At 68.1% G+C, this 25,240-nt stretch carries 26 protein-coding genes and 1 riboswitch; of the genes, 14 read left to right on the top strand and 12 right to left on the bottom strand.

Annotated elements, in window-relative coordinates; translation table 11 throughout:
- The 3 genes from CON77_RS05480 to CON77_RS05470 all read left to right on the top strand — a co-directional run.
- Nucleotides 1-99: P-II family nitrogen regulator (locus tag CON77_RS05480; RefSeq protein ID WP_304442146.1), on the top strand; the 99-nt coding region annotated here is incomplete at its 5' end.
- 32 nt (nucleotides 100-131) lie between these two features.
- On the top strand, nucleotides 132-1,574 hold the full coding sequence (locus tag CON77_RS05475) for an ammonium transporter (protein WP_101048129.1): 1,443 nt from the start codon (nucleotides 132-134) through the stop codon (nucleotides 1,572-1,574).
- 90 nt (nucleotides 1,575-1,664) lie between these two features.
- Complete coding sequence (locus CON77_RS05470) at nucleotides 1,665-2,423, top strand: TSUP family transporter (protein ID WP_101048128.1); 759 nt, start codon at nucleotides 1,665-1,667, stop codon at nucleotides 2,421-2,423.
- A 23-nt stretch (nucleotides 2,424-2,446) separates the two neighbouring features.
- Here the strand turns inward: CON77_RS05470 and mrdA are convergent, their stop codons facing one another.
- The 4 genes from mrdA to CON77_RS05450 are packed head-to-tail and all read right to left on the bottom strand — an operon-like array spanning nucleotide 2,447 to nucleotide 6,885.
- Complete coding sequence (mrdA, locus tag CON77_RS05465; protein WP_101048127.1) at nucleotides 2,447-4,396, bottom strand: penicillin-binding protein 2; 1,950 nt, start codon at nucleotides 4,394-4,396, stop codon at nucleotides 2,447-2,449.
- A gap of 9 nt (nucleotides 4,397-4,405) precedes the next feature.
- Entirely contained in the window at nucleotides 4,406-4,936 is a 531-nt protein-coding gene (gene mreD / locus CON77_RS05460) for a rod shape-determining protein MreD (RefSeq protein ID WP_101048126.1), read from the bottom strand.
- Nucleotides 4,933-5,820 (bottom strand): rod shape-determining protein MreC, encoded by an 888-nt coding sequence (gene mreC, locus CON77_RS05455; protein ID WP_101048125.1) that lies wholly within the window; start codon nucleotides 5,818-5,820, stop codon nucleotides 4,933-4,935. Before mreC ends, mreD begins: the two co-directional genes overlap by 4 nt.
- 18 nt (nucleotides 5,821-5,838) lie before the next feature.
- Nucleotides 5,839-6,885 (bottom strand): rod shape-determining protein, encoded by a 1,047-nt coding sequence (locus CON77_RS05450; protein ID WP_101048124.1) that lies wholly within the window; start codon nucleotides 6,883-6,885, stop codon nucleotides 5,839-5,841.
- A 255-nt stretch (nucleotides 6,886-7,140) separates the two neighbouring features.
- On the opposite strand from CON77_RS05450, the gene gatC reads away from it, so the two are divergent.
- Genes gatC through gatB form a run of 3 tightly spaced genes read left to right on the top strand, consistent with a single transcriptional unit; the run spans nucleotide 7,141 to nucleotide 10,423 of the window.
- Nucleotides 7,141-7,440, top strand: coding sequence for an Asp-tRNA(Asn)/Glu-tRNA(Gln) amidotransferase subunit GatC (gatC, locus tag CON77_RS05445; RefSeq protein ID WP_101048133.1), 300 nt, complete (start codon nucleotides 7,141-7,143; stop codon nucleotides 7,438-7,440).
- Nucleotides 7,437-8,936: an Asp-tRNA(Asn)/Glu-tRNA(Gln) amidotransferase subunit GatA gene (gatA, locus tag CON77_RS05440; protein ID WP_101048123.1), complete on the top strand. Its 1,500-nt coding sequence runs from the start codon at nucleotides 7,437-7,439 to the stop codon at nucleotides 8,934-8,936. Before gatC ends, gatA begins: the two co-directional genes overlap by 4 nt.
- A 14-nt stretch (nucleotides 8,937-8,950) precedes the next feature.
- On the top strand, nucleotides 8,951-10,423 hold the full coding sequence (gatB, locus tag CON77_RS05435; RefSeq protein ID WP_101048132.1) for an Asp-tRNA(Asn)/Glu-tRNA(Gln) amidotransferase subunit GatB: 1,473 nt from the start codon (nucleotides 8,951-8,953) through the stop codon (nucleotides 10,421-10,423).
- Nucleotides 10,424-10,459: 36 nt separating this feature from the next.
- On the opposite strand, the gene CON77_RS05430 is transcribed toward gatB, so the two are convergent.
- Nucleotides 10,460-11,128 (bottom strand): DUF4124 domain-containing protein, encoded by a 669-nt coding sequence (locus CON77_RS05430; RefSeq protein ID WP_232788416.1) that lies wholly within the window; start codon nucleotides 11,126-11,128, stop codon nucleotides 10,460-10,462.
- 17 nt (nucleotides 11,129-11,145) lie between these two features.
- Nucleotides 11,146-11,847, bottom strand: coding sequence for an orotate phosphoribosyltransferase (pyrE, locus tag CON77_RS05425; RefSeq protein WP_101048122.1), 702 nt, complete (start codon nucleotides 11,845-11,847; stop codon nucleotides 11,146-11,148).
- A gap of 10 nt (nucleotides 11,848-11,857) precedes the next feature.
- Here pyrE and CON77_RS05420 point away from each other — a divergent pair, with 10 nt between their 5' ends.
- The 3 genes from CON77_RS05420 (at nucleotide 11,858) to CON77_RS05410 (ending at nucleotide 14,438) form a co-directional block, all read left to right on the top strand.
- Nucleotides 11,858-12,649, top strand: coding sequence for an exodeoxyribonuclease III (locus CON77_RS05420; protein WP_101048121.1), 792 nt, complete (start codon nucleotides 11,858-11,860; stop codon nucleotides 12,647-12,649).
- An 88-nt stretch (nucleotides 12,650-12,737) separates the two neighbouring features.
- Nucleotides 12,738-12,822: riboswitch (cyclic di-GMP riboswitch) on the top strand.
- 57 nt (nucleotides 12,823-12,879) lie between these two features.
- Nucleotides 12,880-13,527, top strand: a complete 648-nt coding sequence (locus tag CON77_RS05415; RefSeq protein WP_101048120.1) for a hypothetical protein — start codon at nucleotides 12,880-12,882, stop codon at nucleotides 13,525-13,527.
- Nucleotides 13,528-13,553: 26 nt separating this feature from the next.
- Complete coding sequence (locus tag CON77_RS05410; RefSeq protein ID WP_101048119.1) at nucleotides 13,554-14,438, top strand: S8 family serine peptidase; 885 nt, start codon at nucleotides 13,554-13,556, stop codon at nucleotides 14,436-14,438.
- 6 nt (nucleotides 14,439-14,444) lie between these two features.
- Here the strand turns inward: CON77_RS05410 and CON77_RS05405 are convergent, their stop codons facing one another.
- The 6 genes from CON77_RS05405 to CON77_RS05380 form a co-directional block, all read right to left on the bottom strand.
- Nucleotides 14,445-15,200: a hypothetical protein gene (locus CON77_RS05405; protein ID WP_198552277.1), complete on the bottom strand. Its 756-nt coding sequence runs from the start codon at nucleotides 15,198-15,200 to the stop codon at nucleotides 14,445-14,447.
- A gap of 114 nt (nucleotides 15,201-15,314) precedes the next feature.
- Nucleotides 15,315-16,211, bottom strand: a complete 897-nt coding sequence (locus CON77_RS05400; protein WP_101048118.1) for a 5'-nucleotidase — start codon at nucleotides 16,209-16,211, stop codon at nucleotides 15,315-15,317.
- Nucleotides 16,212-16,221: 10 nt separating this feature from the next.
- Entirely contained in the window at nucleotides 16,222-16,848 is a 627-nt protein-coding gene (locus tag CON77_RS05395) for a histidine phosphatase family protein (protein WP_101048117.1), read from the bottom strand.
- A 2-nt stretch (nucleotides 16,849-16,850) separates the two neighbouring features.
- On the bottom strand, nucleotides 16,851-17,705 hold the full coding sequence (locus tag CON77_RS05390) for an adenosylcobinamide-GDP ribazoletransferase (protein WP_101048116.1): 855 nt from the start codon (nucleotides 17,703-17,705) through the stop codon (nucleotides 16,851-16,853).
- Between the two features lie 10 nt (nucleotides 17,706-17,715).
- A complete protein-coding gene (gene ilvA, locus CON77_RS05385) occupies nucleotides 17,716-19,296 on the bottom strand; it encodes a threonine ammonia-lyase, biosynthetic (protein ID WP_101048115.1) in 1,581 nt (526 codons plus the stop codon).
- A 60-nt stretch (nucleotides 19,297-19,356) separates the two neighbouring features.
- Entirely contained in the window at nucleotides 19,357-19,788 is a 432-nt protein-coding gene (locus CON77_RS05380; protein ID WP_101048114.1) for an acyl-CoA thioesterase, read from the bottom strand.
- Nucleotides 19,789-19,804: 16 nt separating this feature from the next.
- Between CON77_RS05380 and CON77_RS05375 the strand changes: the two genes are divergently transcribed.
- From CON77_RS05375 to CON77_RS05355, 5 genes are all read left to right on the top strand, one after another.
- On the top strand, nucleotides 19,805-21,751 hold the full coding sequence (locus CON77_RS05375; RefSeq protein ID WP_101048113.1) for an ABCB family ABC transporter ATP-binding protein/permease: 1,947 nt from the start codon (nucleotides 19,805-19,807) through the stop codon (nucleotides 21,749-21,751).
- The gene (locus CON77_RS05370; RefSeq protein ID WP_101048112.1) at nucleotides 21,732-22,655 is read left to right on the top strand and encodes a LysR substrate-binding domain-containing protein; all 924 of its coding nucleotides are present in this window, start codon (nucleotides 21,732-21,734) and stop codon (nucleotides 22,653-22,655) included. Before CON77_RS05375 ends, CON77_RS05370 begins: the two co-directional genes overlap by 20 nt.
- Before the next feature lie 174 nt (nucleotides 22,656-22,829).
- A complete protein-coding gene (locus CON77_RS05365) occupies nucleotides 22,830-23,729 on the top strand; it encodes an amino acid ABC transporter substrate-binding protein (RefSeq protein ID WP_101048111.1) in 900 nt (299 codons plus the stop codon).
- A gap of 82 nt (nucleotides 23,730-23,811) precedes the next feature.
- Nucleotides 23,812-24,567: an amino acid ABC transporter permease gene (locus tag CON77_RS05360; protein WP_101048110.1), complete on the top strand. Its 756-nt coding sequence runs from the start codon at nucleotides 23,812-23,814 to the stop codon at nucleotides 24,565-24,567.
- Between the two features lie 2 nt (nucleotides 24,568-24,569).
- Nucleotides 24,570-25,238, top strand: a complete 669-nt coding sequence (locus CON77_RS05355) for an amino acid ABC transporter permease (RefSeq protein WP_101048109.1) — start codon at nucleotides 24,570-24,572, stop codon at nucleotides 25,236-25,238.
- The last annotated feature ends 2 nt before the right edge of the window (nucleotides 25,239-25,240 follow it).

Raw genomic sequence — 25,240 nt, 5'->3', positions numbered from 1 at the left:
GCCCGCACCGGCAAGATCGGCGACGGCAAGATCTTTGTCTTCCCGCTGGAACAGGTGGTTCGCATCCGCACCGGCGAAACCGGCGCCGAAGCCCTCTGACCCGATTTTTCAACCTTTCAAGAGCGACGAACATGAAAAAGTTCCTATTGAGCCTGTGCCTGGGGTTGGGCCTGACTTTCGGCGGTGTGGCTGCCATGGCGCAGTCCGACACGGCCCCGGCCGCCGCCACCGCACCCGCGGCCGATGCCGCCGCGGCGCCTGCCGCTCCCGCGGCTGAAGCCCCTGTGGCCGCTCCGGCCGAAGCCGCGGCTGCCGAGGCCCCCGCCGCCGCCCCGGTGAAGGAAACCATGGACAAGGGTGACGTGGCCTGGATGATGCTGTCCACGCTGCTGGTCATCATGATGGCGGTGCCCGGCCTGGCCCTGTTCTACGGCGGCCTGGTGCGCAGCAAGAACATGCTGTCGGTGCTGATGCAGGTGATGGTCGTGTTCTCGCTGATCAGCGTGCTGTGGGCCGTCTACGGTTACAGCCTGGCGTTCGGCGGCGAGGGCCTGATCATCGGCAACCTGGACAAGGTCTTCCTGTCCGGCATCACCATCGAAACCCTGTCGGCCACGTTCACCCCGGGCGTGATGATTCCCGAGCTGATCTTCGTCGCCTTCCAGGCCACGTTCGCCGGCATCACCTGCGCCCTGATCGTCGGCTCCTTCGCCGAACGCATCAAGTTCGGTGCCGTGCTGCTGTTCTCGGTGATCTGGTTCACCTTCAGCTACCTGCCGATCGCCCACATGGTGTGGGGTGCCGGCGGCTACCTGTTCGACAAGGGCGCGCTGGACTTCGCCGGCGGCACCGTGGTGCACATCAACGCGGCCATGGCCGGTCTGGTGGGCGCTTACATGGTGGGCAAGCGCATCGGCTACGGCAAGGAAGCCATGGCCCCGCACAGCCTGACGCTGACCATGGTGGGTGCTTCCCTGCTGTGGGTGGGCTGGTTCGGCTTCAACGCCGGCTCCAACCTGGAAGCCAACGGTGGCGCTGCCCTGGCCTTCATCAACACCCTGGTCGCCACCGCCGCCGCCGTGCTGGCCTGGTCCATCGGTGAAGCCCTGCACAAAGGCAAGGCCTCCATGCTGGGTGCCGCTTCCGGCGCCGTCGCCGGCCTGGTGGCCATCACCCCGGCCTGCGGCACCGTCGGCCCGATGGGCGCCATCGTCATCGGCCTGATCTCCGGCTTCCTGTGCCTGTGGGGCGTGAGCGGTCTGAAGAAGATGCTGGGTGCCGACGACTCGCTGGACGTGTTCGGTGTCCACGGCGTGGGCGGTATCGTCGGTGCGCTGCTGACCGCGGTGTTCTCGGCCGGTTCGCTGGGTGGCATCAAGGGTGACGATTTCTCCATCGCCCACCAGCTCTACGTGCAGGCCGAAGGCGTGGTGATCACCATGGTGTGGTCTGCGGTCGTGGCCTTCATCGCCTACAAGATCGTGGACATGATCATGGGCCTGCGCGTCAGCGAAGAAGCCGAGCGCGAAGGTCTGGACATCACCTCGCACGGCGAAACCGCCTACAACCGCTGATCCCACCGTTTCCTGGGGTTCGGCCCGCGACGCTCCGGCTCGCGGGCCTTTTTTCATGGGTCCTCCACCCGGGTGGGGGACAATCGCCGCATGGAATGGTTGTGGGTGACACTGGCCGCGGGCCTGGCGGGTTTCGTGGACGCGATCGTCGGTGGCGGGGGGCTGATCCTGGTACCGGCGCTGTTCGCGGCGTTTCCGGGGGCGCACCCGGCCACCCTGTTTGGGGTGAACAAAAGTGCGTCGATCTGGGGCACGGCCGCGGCCACCGTGCAGTACGCCCGCCGGGTGGACATGCCCTGGCACGCCCTGTGGCCGGCGGCGGCCGTGTGTTTCGTCGGCGCCATGGCCGGGGCCTGGCTGGTGACGGTGGTGTCGCCCGGGTTTTTGCGTCAGGCCTTGCCCGGGGTCTTGCTGCTGGTGCTGCTCTACACCCTGCTGCGCAAGGACCTGGGGCGCGAGCACCGCCCCCGTTTCCGTGGCCGTGCCGAGGCCGGGGCGGCCAGCGTGCTGGGCCTGACCATCGGGTTTTACGACGGGTTTTTCGGCCCCGGCACGGGCAGCTTTTTCGTGTTCATGTTCGTGCGCTGGCTGGGTTACGACTTTTTGCACGCCAGTGCCTCGGCCAAATGGCTCAACGCCACTTCCAACCTCGCGGCCGTGGCCCTGTTCGCCTGGAAAGGCCACGTCTGGTGGCACTACGCGGCGGTCATGGCCGTGGCCAACGTGCTCGGCAGCACCCTGGGCACGCGCCTGGCGCTCCGGCACGGCACGGGCTTTGTGCGCGGGGTGTTCCTGCTGGTGGTGTCGGCCCTGATCCTCAAGACCGGCTGGGACGCTTACGGCCACTGAAGCCGGGCGGCGCGGGTGCCCGCTCAGGGGGTCTGGGGCGGCCAGTCGATGTCGGCGATGGCGCGCGACTGGCCGATCGGGGCCGCCGTCAGGCCTTGCTGGGTGGCCAGGATGTCTTCTTCGCTCGGGTAGCGCCCGGCCAGCAGGTAGTCGAACACGCGCCGGGCGATCGGTGCGGCGTGGGCCGCGCCAAAGCCCGCGTTCTCGACGATGACCGCCAGTGCCACCTGGGGCCGTTCCACCGGGGCAAAAGCCAGGTAAAGCGAGTGGTCGCGCTGGTGTTCTTCCAGGCGGCGGGCGTCGTAGCGGTCGCGCTGGCCGATGGTGACCGCCTGGGCCGTGCCGGTTTTGCCGCCGCTGCGGTAGGGCGCGCCGGCAAAGACGCGGGTGGAGGTCCCTTCCTGCGTCACCGCTTCCATGGCGTTGAGCACCGTGTTCACGTGTTCCGGGCGGTAGCCCAGGCTGACACCATCGGGCCGATCGACTGCCGTGGCGCGGGCCGCCGTCGGGTTTTGCGTGGTGCGGGTCAGGTGCGGGGTGTGGCGCACGCCCTGGTTGGCCAGGGTGGCCATGGCCGAGGCCAGTTGCAGCATGGTGAACGAGTTGTAGCCCTGGCCGATGCCCAGGGAAATCGTTTCGCCCGCGTACCAGCGCTGGTCGGCGGCGCGCTTGTAGGTCTGCCGTTTCCAGGCCTGGCTGGGCAGCACGCCGCGCACCTCGCCCGGCAGGTCGATGCCGGTGAGTTGTCCCAATCCCAGGGGTTTCATGAAGTCGTGGATCGCGTCCACGCCCATCTGGTTGGCCAGCGTGTAGTAGTAGACGTTGCTCGACACCACGATGCTGCGGCGCAGGTCCACTGGACCGTTGGCGTGGCCGCTGCGGAAACGGTGACCGCCAAACTCCCAGAACCCGGGGTCTTGGACGATGGTGGACGGGGTGCGCGCGCCCGTTTCCAGCGCGGCCAGGGCCATGAAGGGTTTGTAGGTGGAGCCCGGCGGGTAGGTGCCGCGCAGCGCCCGGTTCAGCAGCGGTCGGTTGATCGACTCGTTCAGGGCCTTCCAGTTGTCGACGTCGATGCCTTCGACGAAGAGATTGGGGTCGAAGGTCGGCATGCTGACGAAGGCCAGCACCTCGCCGTTCTGCGGGTTGATGGCCACCAGCGCACCCCGGCGTTGCCCGTACAGGCGCTCGACCAGGTGCTGCAGGCGGATGTCGATGGACAGGTTGACGGTGTCCCCCGGGACCGGCGCGGTCACGTCCAGCTGGCGCACCGCCTGGCCGGCGGCCGAGGTTTCCACCCGCTCGAAGCCGGTGGTGCCGTGCAGCGCGTCTTCGTGGCTTTGTTCCACCCCCAGCTTGCCGATGTGGTCGGTGCCCCGGTAGTTGCCCTGGCGTTCTTCCGGCCAGTCGAGCATCAGTTCCTGCTCGCGCGGGTTGATGCGGCCGATGTAGCCGATGACGTGGGCCCCGGTGTCGCCCAGGGGGTACTGGCGCAGGCGGCGTGCCTGGATGTCCACCCCCGGCAGGCGGTAGAGCTGGGCGGCGACGCGCGACATTTCCTCGGCGCTCAGGCGGTTGCGCAGGGGCAGGGAGTCGAAGCGCCGCGATTCGGCCATCAGGCGGCGGAAGCGGCGCAGGTCGCGCGGCTGGATCTCGACGATCTCGCCCAGCGTGGCCAGGGTCTGGTCCAGGTCGGGGGTGTGGGCCGGCACGATCTCGAGCGAGAAGGTGGCCTGGTTGTCGGCCAGGACCACGCCGTGGCGGTCGACGATGCGGCCGCGTTGCGGCACGATGGGCAGCACCGCGGTGCGGTTGTTTTCGGCCTTGTGCAGCAGATCGTCGTGGCGCGGCACCTGTAGGTAAAAGCTGCGCAACGCGACCAGGCCCATGCACACGCCGACCAGCCCCATGGCCACCAGGGCCCGGGTGCGAAACAAGGCCAGCTGGTGCTGGACGTCCTTGAATTCGGTCATGCCGGGGCCTCAGATGGGGCGGTTCTCATCGGGGTCGTGCGCCCGCCGCTGCGGTGCCAGCAGCAGCAGGGTAGCCAGTGGCCAGAGCAGGGTTTCCAGCAGCGGTGCCAGGCCCAGTGACCAGCCCGGCCAGCCGTCGCCGGCGATCAGCCGGGTGGTCAGTTGCAGCGCGTGCGAGGCCAGGAACAGCGGCAGCACATGCAGGGCCTGGGTGGGCAGGTCGAACCACAGCAGGCGGCGGTGCAGAACCACCGCCAGGTAGCCCAGCGCGGTGTAGGCCAGGGCGTGCTGGCCCAGCAGGGCGCCGTGGTGCACGTCCACCAGCAGGCCCAGCACGAAGGCCGCGCCCACGCCCACACGCTGGGGCTGGTGCACGCTCCAGAACACCAGCGCCAGCGCCAGCAGGTCGGGCAACCAGGGCGCGCGCCCGGCCACGGCCACGTCCAGCCAGATGCCCAGGAACAGGGCCACGAACAGGGAGCCCCAGACGAACCAGGGGTTGGCCGGCAACAGCAGGGCCTGACCGCGCCGCATGATCATGGCCGCGACTCCTGGGGCGGGCGGCGTCCGTCGGTGGCCGGGTCCACCACCAGCACGTGCAGGGTGTTGTGCATGCGCGCCATCGGCGTGCATTCGATGCGGGCAAAGCCCGAGCCGTCCAGCACCGACACCTTCAGCACCCGAGCCACCGGCAGGCCCGGGGGGTAGATGCCGTCGACGCCGCTGGTGGTCAGGATGTCGCCGGGCTCGGCATCGGTATTGACCGATTCGAAGCGCAGCTCCAGCCGACCTTCGGCCTCGCCGGGCAGGCCGTAGGCCAGGCTGCGCTGGCCGGTGCGGGTGTTGATCACCGGGATCGCCTGGTGCCGGTCGATGAGCAAAGTGACCTCTGCGGTGGTGGGGTAAACGCGGGTGACCTGGCCCAGCACGCCGTAGCCGTCCATCACCGGCGAGCCCGGCTGGATGGTGTGCGCCTGGCCTTGGTCGATGACGACCTTGCGCGAATAGGGGTCGGGCGACTCGTAGAGGATTTCGGCGCCGCGCGCGTTGGGCGGCAGCCGCTCGCGCATGCCCAGCAGGGTGCGCAGTTCGCGGTTTTCCTGGGCCAGGTGCTCGACGATGCTGGCGCGCTGCGCCTGGCGCACCAATTCGGAACGGGCTTCGGCCGCGGCCTGTTGGGCCTCGTTCAGGCTGCCGACGTGGTGCCCGACCCAGGTGCCCAGACGCACCGGTTGCAGAGCCAGCCACTGCACCGGGGCCAGCACCGCCGCGACCGTGGCGCGCAGCGGCGCCGCCCACTGGCGGCGGGCGTCCACCACCATCAGCAGCACGGCCAGGGCGCTGAGCACCAGCAGTTTGGACAGGGCCGATGGCCCTTGCTTGAAGAAGGGCGGTGGGGTGCGGTCGACGGTACCGAGCGGCATGGCCGACGGGCAGAGGCCTTATTCGTTGGTGAAGATGCTGCCGCCCAGGCGGTCCATCCGTTCCAGCGCCATGCCGCAACCCTTGACCACGCACAGCAGCGGCTCTTCGGCCACCAGCACCGGCAGGCCGGTTTCTTCGGACAGCAGGCGGTCCAGGTCGCGCAGCAGGGCGCCGCCACCGGTCAGCATCATGCCGCGCTCGGCGATGTCGGCGCCCAGTTCGGGTGGGGTCTGCTCCAGCGCGGTCTTGACGGCGCTGACGATCTGGTTGATCGGGTCGGTCAGGGCTTCCAGCACCTCGTTGGAGCTGATGGTGAAGCTGCGCGGCACGCCTTCGCTCAGGTTGCGGCCCTTGACTTCCATCTCCTTGACCTCGGAGCCCGGGAAGGCGCTGCCGATGCTCTTCTTGATGGCCTCGGCCGTGGGCTCGCCGATCAGCATGCCGTAGTTGCGGCGGATGTAGTTGATGATGGCCTCGTCGAACTTGTCGCCGCCCACCCGCACGCTGCCCTTGTAGACCATGCCGCCCAGGGAGATGACGCCCACCTCGGTGGTGCCACCGCCGATGTCCACCACCATGGAGCCGGACGCCTCGGACACCGGCAGGCCGGCACCGATGGCCGCGGCCATGGGTTCCTCGATCAGGTAGACCTCGGCCGCGCCGGCGCCCAGCGCGCTTTCGCGGATGGCGCGGCGCTCCACCTGGGTGGAGCCGCAGGGCACGCAGATGATGATGCGCGGGCTCGGCTTGAGCATGGATCGCGGGTGCACCATCTTGATGAACTGCTTGAGCATCTGCTCGGTGACGGTGAAGTCGGCGATCACGCCGTCCTTCATCGGGCGGATGGCCTCGATGTTGCCGGGCACCTTGCCCAGCATGGCCTTGGCCTCGTGGCCCACGGCCTGGATGGTCTTCTTGCCCTGGGGGCCGCCTTCGTGGCGGATCGAGACCACCGACGGTTCATCCAGCACGATGCCTTTGTTGCGGACGTAGATCAGGGTGTTGGCGGTGCCGAGGTCGATGGCCAGGTCGGTGGAAAAGCGCCGACGGAAAGATTCGAACATGATGGAGCGTCCAGTGCGGCCTGCCCGGGGCCCGGCTTGCGCATTCACGCGGGCAGCGCCGGAGTGTTTTGGCTGAAAATCGGGGTGTTTGGGTGAACTTGCACCCCAGAACAGGGGTGAAAATACGAGGTTCACCAAACCTTGGATAATACCTCATCCCCTGTGCATAACTCTGCCTGACTGGCCGTTGGCGCGGGTTTTTTCCTTGCTTTTACACGCGGTTGCATCCGGCCCGTGTTCCACAGACAGACCCCCATGTCCCTGACCCTGCAAGACATCGGCCGCATCGCCAACCTGGCGCGGCTGGAGCTGGACGAGGCGCATGCCCAGAGCATGCTGACCCGCCTGAATGGCTTTTTCGACATCGTGGAGCAGATGCAGGCGGTGGACACCACCGGCGTCGAGCCGCTGGCCCACCCCACCGCCGTGATCGATCACGTGGCCTTGCGCCTGCGCGACGACGTGGTGAGCGAGCCCAACCAGCGCGAAGCCAACCAGCGCAGCGCCCCGGCCGTGGAACGCGGCCTGTTCCTGGTGCCCAAGGTGATCGAATGAACGCACAACAAGACCTGCACCAACTTGACGTGACCGCGCTGGCCACCCGGCTGGCCGCGCGCGAGGTTTCCAGCGTGGAACTGACGCAGCACTTCCTGGCCCGCGCCCAGGCGCACGCCCATTTGGGCGCCTATTTGGCCTTGAACGAAGACGCCAGCCTGGCCCAGGCCCGCGCCGCCGACGCCCGCCTCGCCGCGGGCGAGCGCAGCCCCTTGCTGGGCGTGCCGCTGGCGCACAAGGACATCTTCGTCACCACCGACTTTCCCACCACCGCCGGCAGCAAGATGCTGGAGGGCTACCGCAGCCCCTTCGACGCCACCGTGGTGCGCCAGCTGGCCGACGCCGGCATGGTGACGCTCGGCAAGCTGAATTGCGACGAATTCGCCATGGGCTCGGGCAACGACAACTCGGCCTACGGCCCGGCGCGCAACCCCTGGGACACCGAGCGCGTGCCCGGCGGCTCCTCGGGCGGTTCCGCCGCCGCGGTGGCCGCGGGCCTGGCTCCGGCCGCCACCGGCACCGACACCGGCGGCTCGATCCGCCAGCCCGCCAGCTTCACCGGCATCACCGGCATCAAACCCACCTACGGCCGCTGCTCGCGCTACGGCATGGTGGCCTACGCCTCCAGCCTGGACCAGGCCGGCCCCATGGCCCGCAGCGCGCGCGATTGCGCCCTGCTGCTCAGCGCCATGGCCGGCCCGGACCTGGACCGCGACTCCACCAGCCTGGACCGCCCGGCCGAGGACTACACCGCCGGGCTGGGCCAGCCCCTGGCCGGTGCCACCGCCGCGCAGCCTCTCAAGGGCCTGCGCATCGGCCTGCCCAAAGAGTTTTTTGGCGACGGCTGCGCCCCCGATGTGCTGGCCGCCCTGCGTGCCGCCTTGGCCGAGTACGAAAAGCTGGGCGCCACGCTGGTGGACATTTCCCTGCCGCGCACCGAACTGTCCATTCCCGCCTACTACATCATCGCCCCGGCCGAGGCCAGCTCCAACCTCAGCCGCTTCGACGGCGTGAAGTTCGGCCACCGCGCGAAAGACTACGCCGACCTGGCCGACATGTACAAAAAGTCGCGCAGCGAAGGCTTTGGGCGGGAGGTGCAGCGCCGCATCCTGATCGGCACCTACGTGCTGAGCCACGGCTACTACGACGCCTATTACATCAAGGCGCAGCAGATCCGCCGCCTGATCGCGCAGGACTTCCAGGCCGCCTTCCAGCAATGCGACGTGATCGCCGGCCCGGTGGCGCCCAGCGTGGCGTGGAAGATCGGTGAGAAGAACGACGACCCCGTGGCCGCCTACCTGGCCGACATCTACACGCTGCCCGCGTCTTTGTCCGGCCTGCCCGGCATGAGCGTGCCGGTGGGCTTGGGCGCCGCGGGCATGCCTGTCGGTATGCAGTTGATCGGCAACTACTTCCAGGAGGCGCGCCTGCTGGGCGCGGCCCACCATTTCCAGTGCGCCACCGACTGGCACACCCGCGCCCCCGCCGGGTTCTGAAGGGGCAAGACAACATGAGCCAAGAAAAATCCCTGTTGGTGCACGGTTACGAAGTCGTGATCGGCTTCGAAACCCACGCCCAACTCTCCACGAACAGCAAGATCTTCAGCCGTGCCTCAGTGGCCTTTGGCGCCGAGCCCAACACCCAGGCCTGCGCGGTGGACATGGCCTTGCCCGGCACGCTGCCGGTCATGAACCAGGGCGCGGTCGAGCGCGCCATCCGGTTCGGCCTGGCCGTGGGCTCGCACGTGGCCGAGCGCAGCGTTTTTGCGCGAAAAAACTACTTCTACCCCGACCTGCCCAAGGGCTACCAGATCAGCCAGTTTGAGATCCCGGTGGTGCAGGGCGGCGAGGTGTCGTTCTACCTGGGCGACGAGAAAAAGACCGTGCGCCTGGTGCGCGCCCACCTGGAAGAAGACGCGGGCAAATCGCTGCACGAGGACTTCCACGGCCAGTCCGGCATCGACCTGAACCGCGCCGGCACGCCCTTGCTGGAGATCGTGACCGAGCCCGACATCCGCTCCAGCGCCGAGGCCGTGGCCTACGCCAAGGAACTGCACAAGATCGTCACCTGGATCGGCATCTGCGACGGCAACATGCAGGAAGGCAGCTTCCGCTGCGACGCCAACGTGAGCGTGCGCAAGCCGGGCGCGCCGCTGGGCACGCGGCGCGAGATCAAGAACCTGAACTCGTTCAAGTTCATGCAACAGGCCATCGACTTCGAGGTGCGCTGGCAGATCGAACAGATCGAAGACGGTTTTGAGATCCAGCAGGCCACGGTGCTGTTCGACCCCGACACCGGCGAAACCCGCGCCATGCGCACCAAGGAAGACGCGGCCGACTACCGCTACTTCCCCGACCCCGACCTGCCGCCGCTGGTGATCGCGCGCGAGTGGGTGGAGCGCGTCCAGGCGAGCATGCCCGAATTGCCGCGCGCCCAGGCCGAGCGTTTCGTGCGCGACTACGGCCTGCCCGAATACGACGCCACCACGTTGACGCAAAGCCCGGCAATGGGCGCCTACTTCGAGGCCGCGGCCCAAGCCTGCGGCCAGCCCAAACTGGTCAGCAACTGGGTGATGGGCGAGGTTTCGCGCCGTCTGAACGCGGAAGAAAAAGACATCGCCCAGGCGCCGGTGAACGCCGTGCTGCTGGCGGCGCTGATCCAGCGCATCAGCGACAACACCATCAGCAACAACGCCGCCAAGCAGGTGATGGATGCGCTGTGGGCTGGCGAAGCCCCGGCCGGTGAACCGTTGGCGCAGGTGGATGCGCTGGTCGAAGCCAAGGGCCTGAAGCAGATGAACGACAGCGGTGCGCTCGAAGCCATCATCGCCGAGGTGATCGCCGCCAACGAGAAGAACGTGGCCGAGTACCGCGCCGGCAAGGACAAGGCCTTCAACGCGCTGGTGGGCCAGGTCATGAAAGCCAGCAAGGGCAAGGCCAACCCGGGCCAGGTCAACGAACTGCTGAAACAGGCGCTGGGCTGAACCCGTGGCCGCCTGGGCGCGCGCCGGGTGCCCGGCTCAGCGCGGCCCCGGTGTCGCCCAGAGTTGCCGCAGCCGCCGCAGTTCGGCGTCGAACTGCTCGTTGATCTGCACCTTCTCGCGTTCCAGGTCGGCCACGTGCTGGATCTGCTCCGCCCGTTGTTGGGCGTTGTCTGCCTGGCGCCGTTTCAGCCACTCGGGGGCTTTGCCCGGGTCGCGTTTGTAGAACTCCAGCTCGGCCTCGATGGCCAGCCGCTGCTTGTCGAGCGCCTGGGCGTGCTTGTGCGCCGCGGCCATGCTGTCGTCCACCTCGGCCAGGGCGGCCACGCGCGCCTGTTGGTGGACGTCGGCGTTGGGGTAGCGGGTTTGCAGCAACTGTTCCTTGCGGCGCTCCTCGTTCAGTTTGGCCTGGGCTTCGGCCTGGGCTTTTTGCTGGGCGGCTTCGCGGGTGCGTTCCTCGGCCGTGGGCACCGGGCGGACGATGCGCCGCACCGTGCCGCTGGGGTTGAGCTCGCGTTGCTCGCGGTCCATGCACTCGGCGATGGGGCGGTCGGAGGTGAGGCGCCGGCCCTGGGCGTCCGTGCAGGTGTAGATCCCGCCGGCGTGTCCGGGCGCCATGGCCACGGTGGCCGCGAGCCATGCCAGCAGGACCGGTGCCAGCGTGCCGGTGCGCGTTGAACGGGGGGCGGCGGCGAGGGACGGGGTCATGCGCGTCGGGAAGGGGATCAGTGGACGCCGTAGCGGTCGCGGTAGGCCTGCACGCGTTGCCGGTGCGCGGCCATGTCTTCGCCCGCATGGGCTTGCAGATACTGCAGCAAATCGGCCAGCTTGGCAATCGCGCACACCTGCAGGCCCAGCTGTTCGCGCACGTACTGCACGGCGCTGTAGGGCACGTCGCGCACACCGCCTTCGGGGGTGGGTTCGGTGGCCATTTCCTGGCGGTCCAGGGCAATCGCCACGGCGTGCGGGGTGGCCCCGGCGGCGCGGATCAGCGCGATCGATTCGCGCGCGGCGGTGCCGGCGCTCATCACGTCGTCCACGATCAGCACCCGGCCTTGCAGGGGCGCCCCCACCAGGGTGCCGCCCTCGCCGTGGTCTTTCGCCTCCTTGCGGTTGTAGGCGAAGGGCAGGTTGCGGCCCAGGCGCGCCAGTTCGATGGCCACCGCCGCCGCCAGGGGAATGCCCTTGTACGCCGGGCCGAAGATCATGTCGCACTCGATGCCGCTGGCGATGATGCGCTCGGCGTAGAACGAGGCCAGCCGGCCGAGCTTGGCGCCGTCGTCGAACAGGCCGGCGTTGAAAAAGTAAGGCGACAGCCGCCCCGCCTTGGTTTTGAACTCGCCGAAGCGCAGCACGCCCGATTCGACGGAAAATTGCACGAATGCCTGTGCCAGTGCATCGACCGGCGCGCCTGCTTCAACCACCATGGGGAATTCCTTGTTTCGATTGACCAGCCTCAACCTCAACGGCATCCGTTCCGCCACTTCCAAAGGGCTGGAGGATTGGGTCGCGGCCACTGCGCCCGATTGTATTTGCGTGCAGGAACTCAAGGCCCAGGCCCCCGACGTGGCCGGCAAGTTCGAGACGCTGGCCGGCCTGCGGGGCCACTTCCATTACGCGGTCAAAAAAGGCTATTCCGGGGTGGCCGTGTACAGCCGGCACGAGCCGAGCGACGTGGTCATCGGCATCGGCGACCCGGAATTCGACGACGAGGGCCGCTGCGTGGAACTGCGCTTCGACACGCCCAGTGCCCGGCGCAGCGTCGTCAGCTGCTACTTTCCCAGCGGTTCGTCGAGCGAGGAGCGGCAGCAGGCCAAGTTCCGTTTTCTGGACCGGATCTACCCGCGTCTGGCCACCCTGGCGGCCGAGCGCGAACTGGTGCTGTGCGGTGACGTCAACATCGCCCACCACGAAAAAGACCTGAAAAACTGGAAAGGCAACCTGAAAAACAGCGGTTTTTTGCCCGAAGAACGGGCCTGGATGACGCGCCTGCTGAGCGACGGCGGGCTGGCCGACGTGTACCGTGGCCTGCACCCGGACGAGACCGAGGCCGCCTACACCTGGTGGAGCAACCGGGGCCAGGCTTGGGCCAAGAACGTGGGCTGGCGCATTGATTACCACCTGGCCACGCCGGCGCTGGCCGCCACCGCCCGCCAGGCCCAGGTGTACAAGGCGCAGCGCTTCAGCGATCACGCGCCGCTGACCGTCGATTACGGCTTCACGCTCTGATCGGCCCGCGCGGACGTGGGGGATACCCGGGGTCGGCTGGGGTTTGATGCAGATCATGTACATCCGACCGAAAAAAAGAGACAATTCGCAACAATGAGGGCAAACCCAGGGAAACCTGGGGACGCAAAGCCGACGGACCTTACCCCGCAAGGGTTGGTGGCCGGGTTGCAGTGAGGCGCAGATGTCGTGGGTCTGCGCCGCTTGCCCTTCTTCGCAACGCAGGAGGGCACATGGTCCATCACCATCCAGCGCATGACGCAACCGTTCAGCGGCCCATCGCGGGCCGTTGGGGGTGTTTGCTGCTGGCGCTGGGCTGCGCCGCCCTCGCCACGAAGGCCGCCGCGCTGGATGTGCCTCGGCGCCACCATTACCTGCCGCAAGCCTCTTTCCTCGAATCCACCCACCTGATCGACATCCAGCAGGGGTCGGCCTTGTCGCGCACGGTGCGTGGCCTTGGGAGCGGGGGGTTTGAACTGGCCGGTGGCAGCGCCGTGGGTTTCCAGGACTGGTACCGGACGCGCTGGACCGATCTCAGCCTGACCTGGATGACCCAGGTGACCGAGAACTTCGGGTTCATCTTCGGCGCCAGCACCGGGGAGCGGGGGCCGAAGTACACCATCCGCCCCGGCCTCAAACTGGGCATGGTGGTGCAAACCCGGGTGGCCCGGGATGCCGTTCTGTCGCTGCGGGTCACCACCGTGCTGGGTGGCCGGCTCAAGGAAAAAAGCTGCACCGCCGACTACGGTGACATCGGCGGCGTGCAGGCGGTCAATTGCCGGTTGGCGGCCTCCACGTTGGCGCCGGCCGACACCCTGCAATACCTTCTGAACCAGAAGCCCGGTAACCAAGTTTCCCTCTCGCTGACCTGGCGTTTTTGAGCCCAGCCTTCCCCAAGGAGTCCACCATGAAAACCGTTCTGAAGTTGAGTGCCCTGACCGCCGCGCTGCTGCTGTCCACGGCTATTCCGGCGCAGACCCTGCAGGCCTGGATGAGCCCGGAGGTCAAGCAAGCCTGGAACCTGGGCTACAAGGGCCAGGGGGTGACCATCCAGGTGGTCGATGACTTCAGGAGCAGTTCCCGCTTCTCTGGCAATTTCGGGACCGGAACGCTGACCCAGCGCCACGGTGAATGGACGCGGCTGGAGGCCGGTTTGATCGCCCCCTCGGCGAAAATCGCTTCCGTGGACTTCACGGGCACGGGTGCGATCGGGCTGGCCCGCGGCCTCAATGTGCTGAACCTCAGTTACGGCATGTTCGCGGCGAACGGTTATTCGAACAGCCAGATCGGCTGGGACAACCAGGAAAAATCCATCATCGCCTACGCGAAGAACGGTTCGGCCATCGTGTCCAAGGCCGCCGGCAACAATGCGGTGGCGGTTGGCGCAGCCACCAGCCAGGGGCAGGTGGACTACCTCAACCGGGCGTTGGTCGGCGCCCAGTCGGCCATTTTCGTGGGCGCGCTCAGCAAAAACGGCACGGTGGCTGCGCCGGCCTCGCTGGCGTCGTATTCCAACTATGCTGGCAGCGATCTCGCGGTCCAGAAGAACTTCCTGGTGGTCGGTGTCGAGGGCTCCAAGACCGGCCTCTACGGCACCTCGTTTGCGGCGCCGATCGTGAGCGGCTACGGGGCCATTCTGGGCAGCAAGTTCAAGACCGCCACGCCGACGCAGATCACCAACCAGCTGCTCAACACGGCGCGCAAAGACACGGTGGCCAACTACAGCGCGGCGGTCCACGGGCGTGGGGAGGCCAGCATCGCCCGCGCCCTGGCCCCGGTGTCGATCAAGTGAGCGGATTCAGTCCCGCAGCGCCGGGTAACGGGTCTGGATGTTGGCCTGCCCCTGCGCCGCCGGGACGGGCGCCAGGTCTTCGCCGGTTTGCCACGACCAGTCGGTTTTCTTGACGGCGCGGACGTACAGCCATTGCCCGCTTTCGCAGGCGGCGGTGATCTCCAGGTCGTAGGCGGCAATCCGGACAGGCCCTGACGGGTGGGTGAGGTAGAGGTAGCTGTGGCTGCTGACGACGCCGATGGGCTGCCCGTCCACCGCATAGCGGACCTGGCCGGCGAACAGGGGCCACGGCAGTGGTTCCAGATAGAGGTAGATCCCGCACGCTCCGGTCTGGGGCTGGGTGTCGTGCCGGGGGCCTTTGGCTGGGTCCGCGTATATCTCGGATCCGGACAGGCAGATGCCGTTCGAGGTGCATTTCTTGAAGTCGGTCGTTTCGGCCAGCACGACCTGGTCGTGCGGACCGAACTCGACCAGCAGCCAGTCGTCGTCGGTGAGGACGGTGCTGGTGGTGCCCGCGATGATGCCCACCGTTTCCCGGGAGTGGGTGTAGAACCAGTAGCGTTGGTTTTCCCGGGTGTATGTGGGAGCGCCGAAGGTCTGGCGCACCAGGGCCCGGTTCGCACCGGGTGCCTGGAGGGGCGCCAGCTTGTCGGGGGCGTACGGGTTGTCGGTGAACCAACCGATCGGCACGACGATGCACCCGGCCAGCAAGAGCGGTGTGGCGGCCATGGCGGCCGCGGCCAGTCGTCGGATGGCGGACATGGGGGCTCCGGAAGTGTCGCTCCCTGGTATTGTGTGCCGGTCCGGCGGTTGCTGCGTGGGCATGGGTCGGGATGGCGCAGCCCGTGGCTGGTCCAGTCGGGCGGTGAGCGGGGATCAGCCGTTGGCAATGCCACTGGCCACGTGCCCGGCCGGAACGTGGCGGGCCGCCTGTTCGATGTGGCCGGTCTGGTCGTCGAAAAAGAAGTCGGGTTCGAATTCGCGCAGGAATTCGCCTTTGGGCAGGCCGCCCAGGAACAGGGCTTCGTCCACCTCAATGTGCCAGTCCATCAGGGTGCGGATGGCGCGTTCGTGTGCCGGCGCGCTGCGGGCGGTGACGAGCGCGGTGCGCACGCGCATCTGTGCGGTGCCGGCGCTTTGCAGGCGGTGCAGTGCTTCGAGCAGCGGTTTGAAGGGGCCGCCGGGCAGGGGTTGGGCGGCTTTGCTGCGTTCGTGCTGCTGGAAGGCGTCCAGCCCCTGTCGCTGGAACACCTGTTCGGCCTCGTCGGAGAACAGCACGGCGTCGCCGTCGAAGGCGATGCGCACCTCGTGCGGGTGGGCGTCGCTGGCGTGCACCGACTGCGGATAGACCTGGGCCGCGGGTACGCCGGCATCCAGGGCGGCGCGCACGTCGCTCAGGTGGGTGGAGAGGAACAGGTTGGCGCGCAGCGGGCGCAGGTAGCGCCAGGGTGCCTGGCCGCGGGTGAACACGCCGCGCTGGATGGGCAGGCCGTAGTGCTGCGCCGAGCGGAACACCCGCATGCCCGAGACCGGGTCGTTGCGCGAGAGGATGACCACTTCCACCCGCGGCGCCTCGCCGGTGTTGAAGCTGAGCAGCTTGTGCACCAGTGAAAACGCCACGCCGGGGCTGGCGGGCTGTTCCAGCCGCTCCAACTGCAACTGCATGTAGGCGCGGTCGTCGCCGTCTTCGAAGACGCGGTTCTCGGCCTCGAAGTCGAACAGCGCACGCGAGGAAATGGCGACGACGAGTTGGCCTTCGAGGGTGGCGGGCATGGTGGCCCGATTATTTCACCAACGGGGCGGCCAGGTCGGGCCAGTGCCTGACCTCCCAGGCGCCAAAGTCGCATGCCGCGGTGGGCCAGTCCTGGGCCCGCAGCGGCTGCGGTGTTTGGGCCAGCCACACCTGCACCGCGCGCACCACCCCGGCGTGGGTGACCCAGACTGCGCGGCGCGCACCCAGGGCCTGAGCCTGCCGGTGGCAGTCGTCCAGGGCGGCGCGCACCCGTGCCAGGAAACCGGCCACGTTCTCGCCGCCGCCGGGGCGGTGGTGGTGGAAGTCGTTGGTCCAGGCGTCCAATTCGGCGCGGGGCAGCGTGTCCCAGCGCCGGCCCTCCCAGTGGCCGAAGTCCATCTCGGCCAAGCGTTCGTCGGCCCTCGGGGCCTGCATTGAGAGACCGACCGGCGCCAGGGTGGCCAGGGCGTTGGCCAGGGCCCAGGTGCGGGTCCGGGGTGAGGCCCACACGGGCAGGGTCGGGGCCGGCTGGGGCGCTGCTTGCAGAGCCGCCGCCAGGGCCTGGGCGCTGGCGGCGGTGTGGGCCGGGTCGGCGGGCACGTCCAGCCGGCCGTAGCAGACGCCAGGCTCCACCAGTGGCCGGGCGTGCCGCACCAGCCACAACTCCAGCGTGGCCACGGTCAGCGTGCGCCCATGGCCAGCGCCATGGCGAGGTAAAAACCGATTTCGCTGACCTGCTGGGCCGCGCCCAGGCCGTCGCCGGTGAAGCCTTGCAGCCTCACCTTCAAGCGCCAGTGCACCAGCGCCCAGCCGGCCACCGAGCCCCCCAGCCCCCAGGCCAGCACGGCGGCGGTCCGCTCGCCGCTGACCAGGCCGCCCAGCCAGGGCGGCGCCAGCGTGTGGGCTGCCCACCCTGCCAGCACCACCGCCAGCCCCAGCCACAGCGCGCCGGCCCACAGGGCGCCGGTCGATATCTGGTCCGCCAGCGGCTTGGACTTGCTGCCCGCCGCGTCGCCCACGTGGGGCAGCCAACGGATGGTCAGCAGCGGCCAGGTGCGCGAAGCCACGTGGGCCAGCCACAGCGCCAGCAGCGCGCCGGCCAGCGACAACTGCCCCAGCACCGCCAGCAGCCCGACCTTGGCCAGCAGCGCCAGCACCAGCGCCATCGCCCCGAAGGCGCCGATGCGCGAGTCCTTCATGATCTCCAGCGCCCGTTCGCGCCGGTAGCTGCCGCCCAGGCCGTCGGTCAGGTCGGCCAGGCCGTCTTCGTGGAAGCCGCCGGTCAGCAACACCGTGGCGAGGGTGCAGAACACCGCCGCCACCCAGGTGATGCCACCCACCGGCGGCAGGTGCCAGCACAGCGCTCCGTACACGCCCGCCGCCGCCGCGCCCACCACCCAGCCCACGCCGGGAAAGTGCGCCGCGCTGGCGCGCAACATGGCCGGGCTGTAGCCCACCCACCGCGCCAGCGCCCCGGTCACCGGGAGGCGGGTGAAGAACTGCAACGCCAGCAGGAAGTGCCGCACGCCTTGCATGGCCGGCGTGTCAGTTCAGGAACAGCCGGTACACCGGGTTCTCGGTCTCTTCCACGTAAGGGTAGCCCAGCGTGTCCAGGAATTTCTGGAAGGCCTTGCCGTCCTTGGCGGGCACCTGCAGGCCCACCAGAATGCGGCCGTAGTCGGCGCCCTGGTTGCGGTAGTGGAACAGGCTGATGTTCCAGCCCGGACGCATCAGGCTCAAAAATTTCAGCAGCGCGCCCGGCCGCTCGGGGAAGACGAAGCGCAGCAGCCGCTCGTCCTGCGCCAGCGCCGAGCGCCCGCCCACCATGTGGCGGATGTGCTCCTGCGCCAGGTCGTCGTGCGTCAGGTCCAGCGTGGCGAAGCCCTGTTTGCCGAAGTTGGCGGCGATCTTGGCGCTTTCTCCGGGGCCGCGCGTGGTCAGGCCCATGAACACGTGGGCCTGGTTCGCGTCGCTGATGCGGTAGCTGAACTCGGTGACGTTGCGCGGGCCGCCCGGCAGGTTGCCGATGGCTTCCAGAAAGCGCTTGAAGCTGCCGCGTTCTTCGGGCAGGGTCACGGCAAACAGGGCCTCGCGCTCTTCGCCCACCTCGGCGCGCTCGGCCACGAAGCGCAGCCGGTCGAAGTTCATGTTGGCGCCGCACAGAATGGCGGCGTAGGTTTCGCCCTTGGTTTTGCGCTCGGCCACGTACTTTTTGATGGCGGCCACCGCCAGCGCGCCGGCCGGTTCGACGATGCTGCGCGTGTCCACGAAAATGTCCTTGATGGCGGCGCAGACCGCATCGGTGTCCACGGTGATGAAGCCGTCGACCAGTTCGCTGCTGATGCGGAAGGTCTCTTCGCCCACCAGTTTGACGGCGGTGCCGTCGCTGAACAGACCGACGTCGGGCAGGGTCACGCGCCCGTGCGCGGCCACCGATTGCATCATCGCGTCCGAATCGTTCATCTGCACGCCGATGACCTTCACCTCGGGCCGCACCGCCTTGATGTAGTTGGCCACGCCGCTGATGAGGCCGCCGCCGCCGATGGCCACGAACACCGCGTCCAGCCGCTGGCTGCCCAGGCTTTGCAGCTGCCGCAGCATTTCCATGGCCACCGTGCCCTGGCCGGCGATCACGTCCGGGTCGTCGAAAGGGTGCACAAAAGTCAGGCCCTGTTCCTGTTCCAGCTTGACCGCCTGGGCGTAGGCGTCGGAGTAGCTGTCGCCGTGCAGCACCACCTCGCCGCCCAGGGCCTTGACCGCGTCCACTTTGACCTGCGGCGTGGTGGTGGGCATGACGATGACCGCACGCGCGCCCAGCTTGTGCGCACCCAGCGACACGCCCTGCGCGTGGTTGCCGGCCGAGGCGCAGATGACACCACGCTGGAGCTGTTCGGGCGTGAGGTGCGCCAGCTTGTTGTACGCCCCGCGCAGCTTGAAGCTGAACACCGGCTGCTGGTCCTCGCGCTTGAGCAGCACCTGGTTGTGCAGGCGCCGGCTCAGGTTCTTGGCGGGCTCCAGCGCCGACTCCACCGCCACGTCGTACACCCGGGCGTTGAGGATCTTGATCAGGTAGTCGGCCGGGGTGAGCGTGGTGACGGGGGACGGGGCGGCGGTTTTCTTGGGCATGGTGGCGGGCGGCCGTGGCGGGGTGGGCAAACCCGCATCATAAAACCCCGCGCCCGTGGGTCAGCGCTTGGGCACCGGGCGCGGGCGGCCCTGGTCGTCGATGGCGACGTAGGTCAGCGACGCTTCCGTCACCTTGACGAACTGGCCCTGCGCGCCAAAGCGCTCGGCAAACACCTCCACCTGCACCGAGATCGAGGTGTTGCCGATGCGGGTGACGTTGCCGTAGAAGCTCAGGATGTCGCCCACCTTCACCGGCTGCTTGAAGATGAACTGGTTGACCGCCACGGTGGCGAAGCGCCCGCCCATGTAGCGCGCCGGCAGCACCGAGCCGGCCAGGTCCACCTGGGCCATGACCCAGCCGCCGAAAATGTCGCCGTTGGCGTTGCAGTCCGCCGGCATGGGAATCACCTTCAGCACCAGGGTCTTGTCCGACGGCGGCAGGTCCGACACCAGCGGAGTCTCGGGGCTTGGGGGCACAATGGGCGTGTTCATCTGTCTATTGTCATCCATGCGCCACCTCGCCTCCAGCCCCCCCGTTGCCTCCCCCGCCGCGCCCGGCAGCCCGCCGGCGGCGCGCACGGACTGGGCGGTGCTGCGCCGCCTGCTGCCCTACCTGTGGCAGTACCGCTGGCGCGTGGCGGCGGCGCTGGGCTTCATGGTGGCGGCCAAGCTGGCCAACGTGGGCGTGCCGCTGCTGCTCAAGGAACTGGTCGATGCGCTCACCCCCGCGCCCGGCCAGTCGCTGCTGGGCCTGCCGCCGGGCAGCGAGGCGCTGCTGGTGGTGCCGGTGGGCCTGCTGCTGGCCTACGGCCTGCTGCGCCTGTCCACCACCCTGTTCACCGAGCTGCGCGAGCTGATCTTTGCCAAGGCCACCGAAGGCGCCACCCGCACCATCGCGCTGCAGGTGTTCGGCCATTTGCACGAACTCAGCCTGCGCTTCCACCTGGAGCGCCAGACCGGCGGCATGACGCGCGACATCGAGCGCGGCACGCGCGGCGTGCAGTCGCTCATTTCGTATTCGCTCTACAGCATCCTGCCCACGCTGCTGGAGGTGGCGCTGGTGCTGGCGCTGCTGGGCATCAAGTTCGAGCTGTGGTACGTCTGGACCACCCTGGCCGCGCTGGTGCTGTACGTGTTCTTCACCGTGCGGGTGACGGAATGGCGCACCCAGTTCCGCCGCCACATGAACGAGATGGAGTCGGCCACGCAGACCAAGGCCATCGACTCGCTGCTGAACTACGAAACCGTCAAGTACTTCAACAACGAGGCCTTCGAGGGCCGGCGCTACGACGAGGCGTTGGAGCGCCTGCGCCGCGCCCGCCTGAAAAGCCAGACCACGCTGTCGCTGCTCAACGCCGGGCAGCAGCTCATCATCGCCACCGCGCTGGTGGCCATGCTGTGGCGCGCCACCGTGGGCGTGACGCAGGGGCAGATGACGCTGGGCGACCTGGTGATGATCAACGCCTTCATGATCCAGCTCTACATCCCGCTCAACTTCCTGGGCGTGCTGTACCGCGAAATCAAGCAGGGCCTGACCGACCTGGACAAGATGTTCACCCTGCTGGACAAGGAGCGCGAGATCGCCGACGCTCCGGGCGCCCAGCCGCTGCAGTTGAACGGTCCGCCCGAAGTGCGCTTCGAGAACGTGCACTTCGCCTACGAGCGCGAGCGGGAAATCCTGCATGGCGTGAGCTTCACCATCCCCCCGGGCAAGACGGTGGCGGTGGTGGGGCCGTCGGGCTCGGGCAAGTCCACCCTGGCGCGGTTGCTCTACCGGTTTTACGACGTGGGCCGACCGGGCGACGGGCACGACGGAAGGGAAGGGCGCATCACCATCGCGGGCCAGGACCTCCGCGCCGTGACCCAGGGCAGCGTGCGCCGCGCCATTGGCATCGTGCCGCAGGACACGGTGCTGTTCAACGACACCATCGGCTACAACATCCGCTACGGCCGCCCCGAGGCCGGGCACGACGAAGCGGTGCTGGCGGCCCAGGCCGCGCACATCCACGCCTTCATCGAAAGACTGCCCAAGGGCTACCAGACGGTGGTGGGCGAGCGCGGGCTCAAGCTGTCGGGCGGCGAGAAGCAGCGCGTGGCCATTGCGCGCACGCTGCTGAAGAACCCGCCCATCCTCATCTTCGACGAGGCGACCTCGGCGCTGGACAGCGCCAACGAGCGCGCCATCCAGGCCGAACTGAAAAGCGCGGCGCAGAACAAGACCACGCTCGTCATCGCGCACCGCCTGTCCACCGTGGTGGACGCGCACGAGATCATCGTGCTGGAACACGGCACCGTGGTCGAGCGCGGCCGCCACGCCGAGCTGCTGGCCGCCGGTGGCCGCTACGCCCAGATGTGGGCGCTGCAACAAAGCGGGGGCGACAGCAGCGGGGCGGCCGACGTTTCGCCGGCGCCCGCCGCCCCATCGGGAGGCCCGCATGGACACCAAATGGCTTGAAGACTTCGTCAGCCTGGCCGAAACCCGCAGCTTCAGCCGTTCGGCCCAGTTGCGCCACGTGACGCAACCGGCCTTCTCGCGCCGCATCCAGTCGCTGGAGGCCTGGGCCGGCACCGACTTGGTGGACCGTTCCTCTTACCCCACGCGCCTGACGCCGGCCGGCCAGACGCTCTACGCCCAGGCGCTGGAAATGTTGCAGGCCCTGCAGGCCACCCGGGGCATGCTGCGCCAGCACACCGCGGTGGCGAAGGACACCATCGAATTCGCCGTGCCGCACACCCTGGCCTTCACCTTTTTCCCGGCCTGGCTGTCGGGCTTGCGCGCCAGCGTGGGGCCGGTCAAAAGCCGCCTCATCGCCCTGAACGTGCACGACGCGGTGCTGCGCCTGACCGAAGGCAGTTGCGACCTGCTGCTGGCCTACCACCACCCCTCGCAACCCATCCAGCTCGACACCGACCGCTACGAAATGCTGCCCTTGGGGCGCGAGGTGCTGGTGCCTTACGTCAAGCCCAACGCCCGGGGCGAGCCGTTGCACCGTTTGCCGGGCACCGCGGCCGCGCCGGTGCCCTTCCTGGCCTACGCCCCCGGGGCCTACCTGGGGCGGGTGGTGGACTGGGTGCTGCGCCAGCCGGGCGGTGCGGTGCACCTGGACCGTGTGTACGAAACCGACATGTCCGAAAGCTTGAAGGCCATGGCCATCGAAGGCCACGGCGTGGCCTTCCTGCCCACCAGTTCGGTGCAGCAGGCCCTGGGCGACGGTCGGCTGGTCAGCGCCGCGCCCCCGGGCGAGGCCTGGTGTGGCCAGCTCGACATCCGCCTCTACCGTGCCGCCGGCAACAAAGGCAAGCTGGCGGCGCAGAAGTTCTGGGCCGATGTGGCCCTGGCCGTGCGCGGCGGGGCGTGACGCGCGGGCCTGGGCCGGGCCAACATCAGCGGGGCTGATGCCCGCGCAATTTGTCTTCATGTGTCCGAATCGGTCCAAGCTGGCCCGATTTCTGCGTGCTTTCCCGCATCGGCCGGGCGTTCGTGCCGCCTAGAATGGCCCGATGTTGTTTTCTCGAACCGAAAGGACGAACGCATGAACAAACACCTGCTGGCCTGCGCGCTGCTGGGCCTGGCCACCACCGGCGCCTTCGCGCAAGCTTCCGACACCCTGTCCAAGATCAAGTCTTCCGGCAGCGTCACCCTGGGGGTGCGCGAATCGTCCGGGCTGAGCTTCACTCTGGGTGGCGGCAAGTTCGTCGGTTTCCACACCGAAATGGGCGAGCGTGTGCTGGCCGACGTGCAGAAGCTGCTCGGCCTGAGCAAGCTGGAGACCAAGTACCAGCCCGTCACCTCGCAGAACCGCATCCCCCTGGTGCAGAACGGCACCGTGGACCTGGAGTGCGGCTCCACCACCAACAACGCCACCCGCCAGAAAGACGTGGCCTTCGCCGTCACCACCTACGTGGAAGAGGTGCGCGTTGCCGTCAAGGCCAACAGCGGCATCCAGTCCGTGAAGGACCTGGTCGGCAAGACTGTGGCCACCACCACCGGCACCACCTCGGTGCAGACGCTGCGCAAGCACGAGCGCGCCAACGGCGTGGACTTCAAGGAAATCTATGGCAAGGACCACGCCGACAGCTTCCTGCTGCTCGAATCCGGCCGTGCCGACGCCTTCGTCATGGACGGCTCCATCCTGGCCGCCAACATCTCCAAGTCCAAGGCCCCGGCCGACTACAAGATCGTCGGCGAGGTGCTCAGCGTCGAGCCCATCGCCTGCATGCTGCGCAAGGACGACCCGGCCTTCCAGAAGGCCGTGGACGACAGCGTCAAACGCCAGATCAAGGACGGCTCCCTGGCCAAGCTGTACGACAAGTGGTTCATGCAGCCGATTCCGCCGGCCAACGTGAAGATCGGCCTGCCCCTGTCGGAGGCCACCAAGGCCGCCTGGGCCAACCCGAACAACAAGCCCATGGAAGACTACGCCAAAAAATAAGCGCGCTCGCTGGATCCACACCCCCGGGCGTCTGCGGGCGCAGGGGGTGTTTTTGTTTCGACGCATCTGAAAGGAGTCCCCCATGAGTTGGGATTGGCAAGTCTTCTGCGAAGACACCATCACGCGCGAAGTCGGCAGCAGCTGCTTCGGCCAGGGCGGTGACATCACCTACCTGGACTGGCTGCTCTCGGCCTGGGGCTGGACGGTGTCGGTGTCGCTGCTGGCGCTGCTGCTGGCCCTGGTGGTGGGCGCGGTGGTGGGCACTTTGCGCACCCTGCCCAACCGCCCGTTGGTGGTGGGCCTGGGCAACGCTTGGGTGGAGCTGTTCCGCAACATCCCGCTGCTGGTGCAGCTGTTCCTGTGGTACCACGTCGTGCCGGTCATCGTCCCGGCGCTCAAGGCGGTGCCCGGTTTCGTGCTGGTGGTGCTGGCGCTGGGCCTGTTCACCTCGGCCCGCATCGCCGAGCAGGTGCGCTCCGGCATCCAGGCCCTGCCACGCGGCCAGCGCTACGCCGGCATGGCGCTGGGGCTGACCACCGCGCAGACCTACCGCCACGTGCTGCTGCCCATGGCGTTTCGCATCATCGTCCCGCCGCTGACCAGCGAGGCCATGAACATCTTCAAGAACTCCTCGGTGGCGTTCGCCGTGTCGGTGGCCGAACTCACCATGTTCGCCATGCAGGCGCAGGAGGAAACCTCGCGCGGCATCGAGGTCTACCTGGCCGTGACCTCGCTCTACATCGTCTCGGCCTTCGCCATCAACCGGCTCATGGGCTTCATCGAGCAGCGCAGCCGGGTGCCCGGCCTCATCGCCGCGGGCGGCAGCGGAGGGCATTGAACATGGGCAACCTCGACTGGTCCTTCTACAACTGGGACGTCATCAGCAACTTCGTGCTCAAGGGGCTGGGTTTCAGCCTCATGCTCACCGTGGTGGCGACGCTGGGCGGCATGGCCTTCGGCACGGTGCTGGCGCTGATGCGCCTGTCCGGCAAACGCTGGCTCGACCTGCCGGCCACCGTCTACGTCAACGGCATGCGCAGCATCCCGCTGGTGATGGTGATCCTGTGGTTCTTCCTGCTGGTGCCCTTCCTGATCGGGCGGCCCATCGGCGCCGAGCTGTCGGCGGTGATCACCTTCATCGCCTTTGAGGCCGCGTACTTCAGCGAAATCGTGCGCGCCGGCATCCAGTCGGTGCCGCGCGGCCAGGTGTTCGCGGGGCAGGCCCTGGGCATGAGCTACGGCCAGAACATGCGGCTGGTGGTGCTGCCGCAGGCCTTGCGCAACATGCTGCCGGTGCTGCTGACGCAGACCATCATCCTGTTCCAGGACACCTCGCTGGTCTACGCCATCGGCGCCTACGACATGCTCAAAGGCTTTGAAGTGGCGGGCAAGAACTTTGGCCGCCCGATCGAGGCTTACCTGATGGCGGCCGTGCTGTATTTCGTGATCTGCTTCGCGCTGTCGTGGACCGTCAAGCGCCTGCACCAGAAAATCGCCATCATCCGCTGAGC

This window comes from Macromonas nakdongensis, from assembly GCF_002837145.1.
GTDB classification, from domain to species: Bacteria; Pseudomonadota; Gammaproteobacteria; order Burkholderiales; family Burkholderiaceae_C; genus Macromonas_B; species Macromonas_B nakdongensis.
The sequence above is the reverse complement of the archived record's forward strand: the minus strand, read 5'-3'. Positions and strand labels throughout refer to the sequence as shown.

What these genes read in the sequence shown, in the direction of transcription:
- CON77_RS05475 (WP_101048129.1), top strand. Translation starts at nt 132, where the DNA reads ATGAAAAAGTTCCTATTGAGCCTGTGCCTGGGGTTGGGCCTGACTTTC.
- CON77_RS05470 (WP_101048128.1), top strand. Translation starts at nt 1,665, where the DNA reads ATGGAATGGTTGTGGGTGACACTGGCCGCGGGCCTGGCGGGTTTCGTG.
- mrdA (WP_101048127.1), bottom strand. Translation starts at nt 4,396, where the DNA reads ATGACCGAATTCAAGGACGTCCAGCACCAGCTGGCCTTGTTTCGCACC.
- mreD (WP_101048126.1), bottom strand. Translation starts at nt 4,936, where the DNA reads ATGATCATGCGGCGCGGTCAGGCCCTGCTGTTGCCGGCCAACCCCTGG.
- mreC (WP_101048125.1), bottom strand. Translation starts at nt 5,820, where the DNA reads ATGCCGCTCGGTACCGTCGACCGCACCCCACCGCCCTTCTTCAAGCAA.
- CON77_RS05450 (WP_101048124.1), bottom strand. Translation starts at nt 6,885, where the DNA reads ATGTTCGAATCTTTCCGTCGGCGCTTTTCCACCGACCTGGCCATCGAC.
- gatC (WP_101048133.1), top strand. Translation starts at nt 7,141, where the DNA reads ATGTCCCTGACCCTGCAAGACATCGGCCGCATCGCCAACCTGGCGCGG.
- gatA (WP_101048123.1), top strand. Translation starts at nt 7,437, where the DNA reads ATGAACGCACAACAAGACCTGCACCAACTTGACGTGACCGCGCTGGCC.
- gatB (WP_101048132.1), top strand. Translation starts at nt 8,951, where the DNA reads ATGAGCCAAGAAAAATCCCTGTTGGTGCACGGTTACGAAGTCGTGATC.
- CON77_RS05430 (WP_232788416.1), bottom strand. Translation starts at nt 11,128, where the DNA reads ATGACCCCGTCCCTCGCCGCCGCCCCCCGTTCAACGCGCACCGGCACG.
- pyrE (WP_101048122.1), bottom strand. Translation starts at nt 11,847, where the DNA reads ATGGTGGTTGAAGCAGGCGCGCCGGTCGATGCACTGGCACAGGCATTC.
- CON77_RS05415 (WP_101048120.1), top strand. Translation starts at nt 12,880, where the DNA reads ATGGTCCATCACCATCCAGCGCATGACGCAACCGTTCAGCGGCCCATC.
- CON77_RS05410 (WP_101048119.1), top strand. Translation starts at nt 13,554, where the DNA reads ATGAAAACCGTTCTGAAGTTGAGTGCCCTGACCGCCGCGCTGCTGCTG.
- CON77_RS05405 (WP_198552277.1), bottom strand. Translation starts at nt 15,200, where the DNA reads ATGTCCGCCATCCGACGACTGGCCGCGGCCGCCATGGCCGCCACACCG.
- CON77_RS05400 (WP_101048118.1), bottom strand. Translation starts at nt 16,211, where the DNA reads ATGCCCGCCACCCTCGAAGGCCAACTCGTCGTCGCCATTTCCTCGCGT.
- CON77_RS05390 (WP_101048116.1), bottom strand. Translation starts at nt 17,705, where the DNA reads ATGCAAGGCGTGCGGCACTTCCTGCTGGCGTTGCAGTTCTTCACCCGC.
- ilvA (WP_101048115.1), bottom strand. Translation starts at nt 19,296, where the DNA reads ATGCCCAAGAAAACCGCCGCCCCGTCCCCCGTCACCACGCTCACCCCG.
- CON77_RS05380 (WP_101048114.1), bottom strand. Translation starts at nt 19,788, where the DNA reads ATGAACACGCCCATTGTGCCCCCAAGCCCCGAGACTCCGCTGGTGTCG.
- CON77_RS05375 (WP_101048113.1), top strand. Translation starts at nt 19,805, where the DNA reads ATGCGCCACCTCGCCTCCAGCCCCCCCGTTGCCTCCCCCGCCGCGCCC.
- CON77_RS05370 (WP_101048112.1), top strand. Translation starts at nt 21,732, where the DNA reads ATGGACACCAAATGGCTTGAAGACTTCGTCAGCCTGGCCGAAACCCGC.
- CON77_RS05365 (WP_101048111.1), top strand. Translation starts at nt 22,830, where the DNA reads ATGAACAAACACCTGCTGGCCTGCGCGCTGCTGGGCCTGGCCACCACC.
- CON77_RS05360 (WP_101048110.1), top strand. Translation starts at nt 23,812, where the DNA reads ATGAGTTGGGATTGGCAAGTCTTCTGCGAAGACACCATCACGCGCGAA.
- CON77_RS05355 (WP_101048109.1), top strand. Translation starts at nt 24,570, where the DNA reads ATGGGCAACCTCGACTGGTCCTTCTACAACTGGGACGTCATCAGCAAC.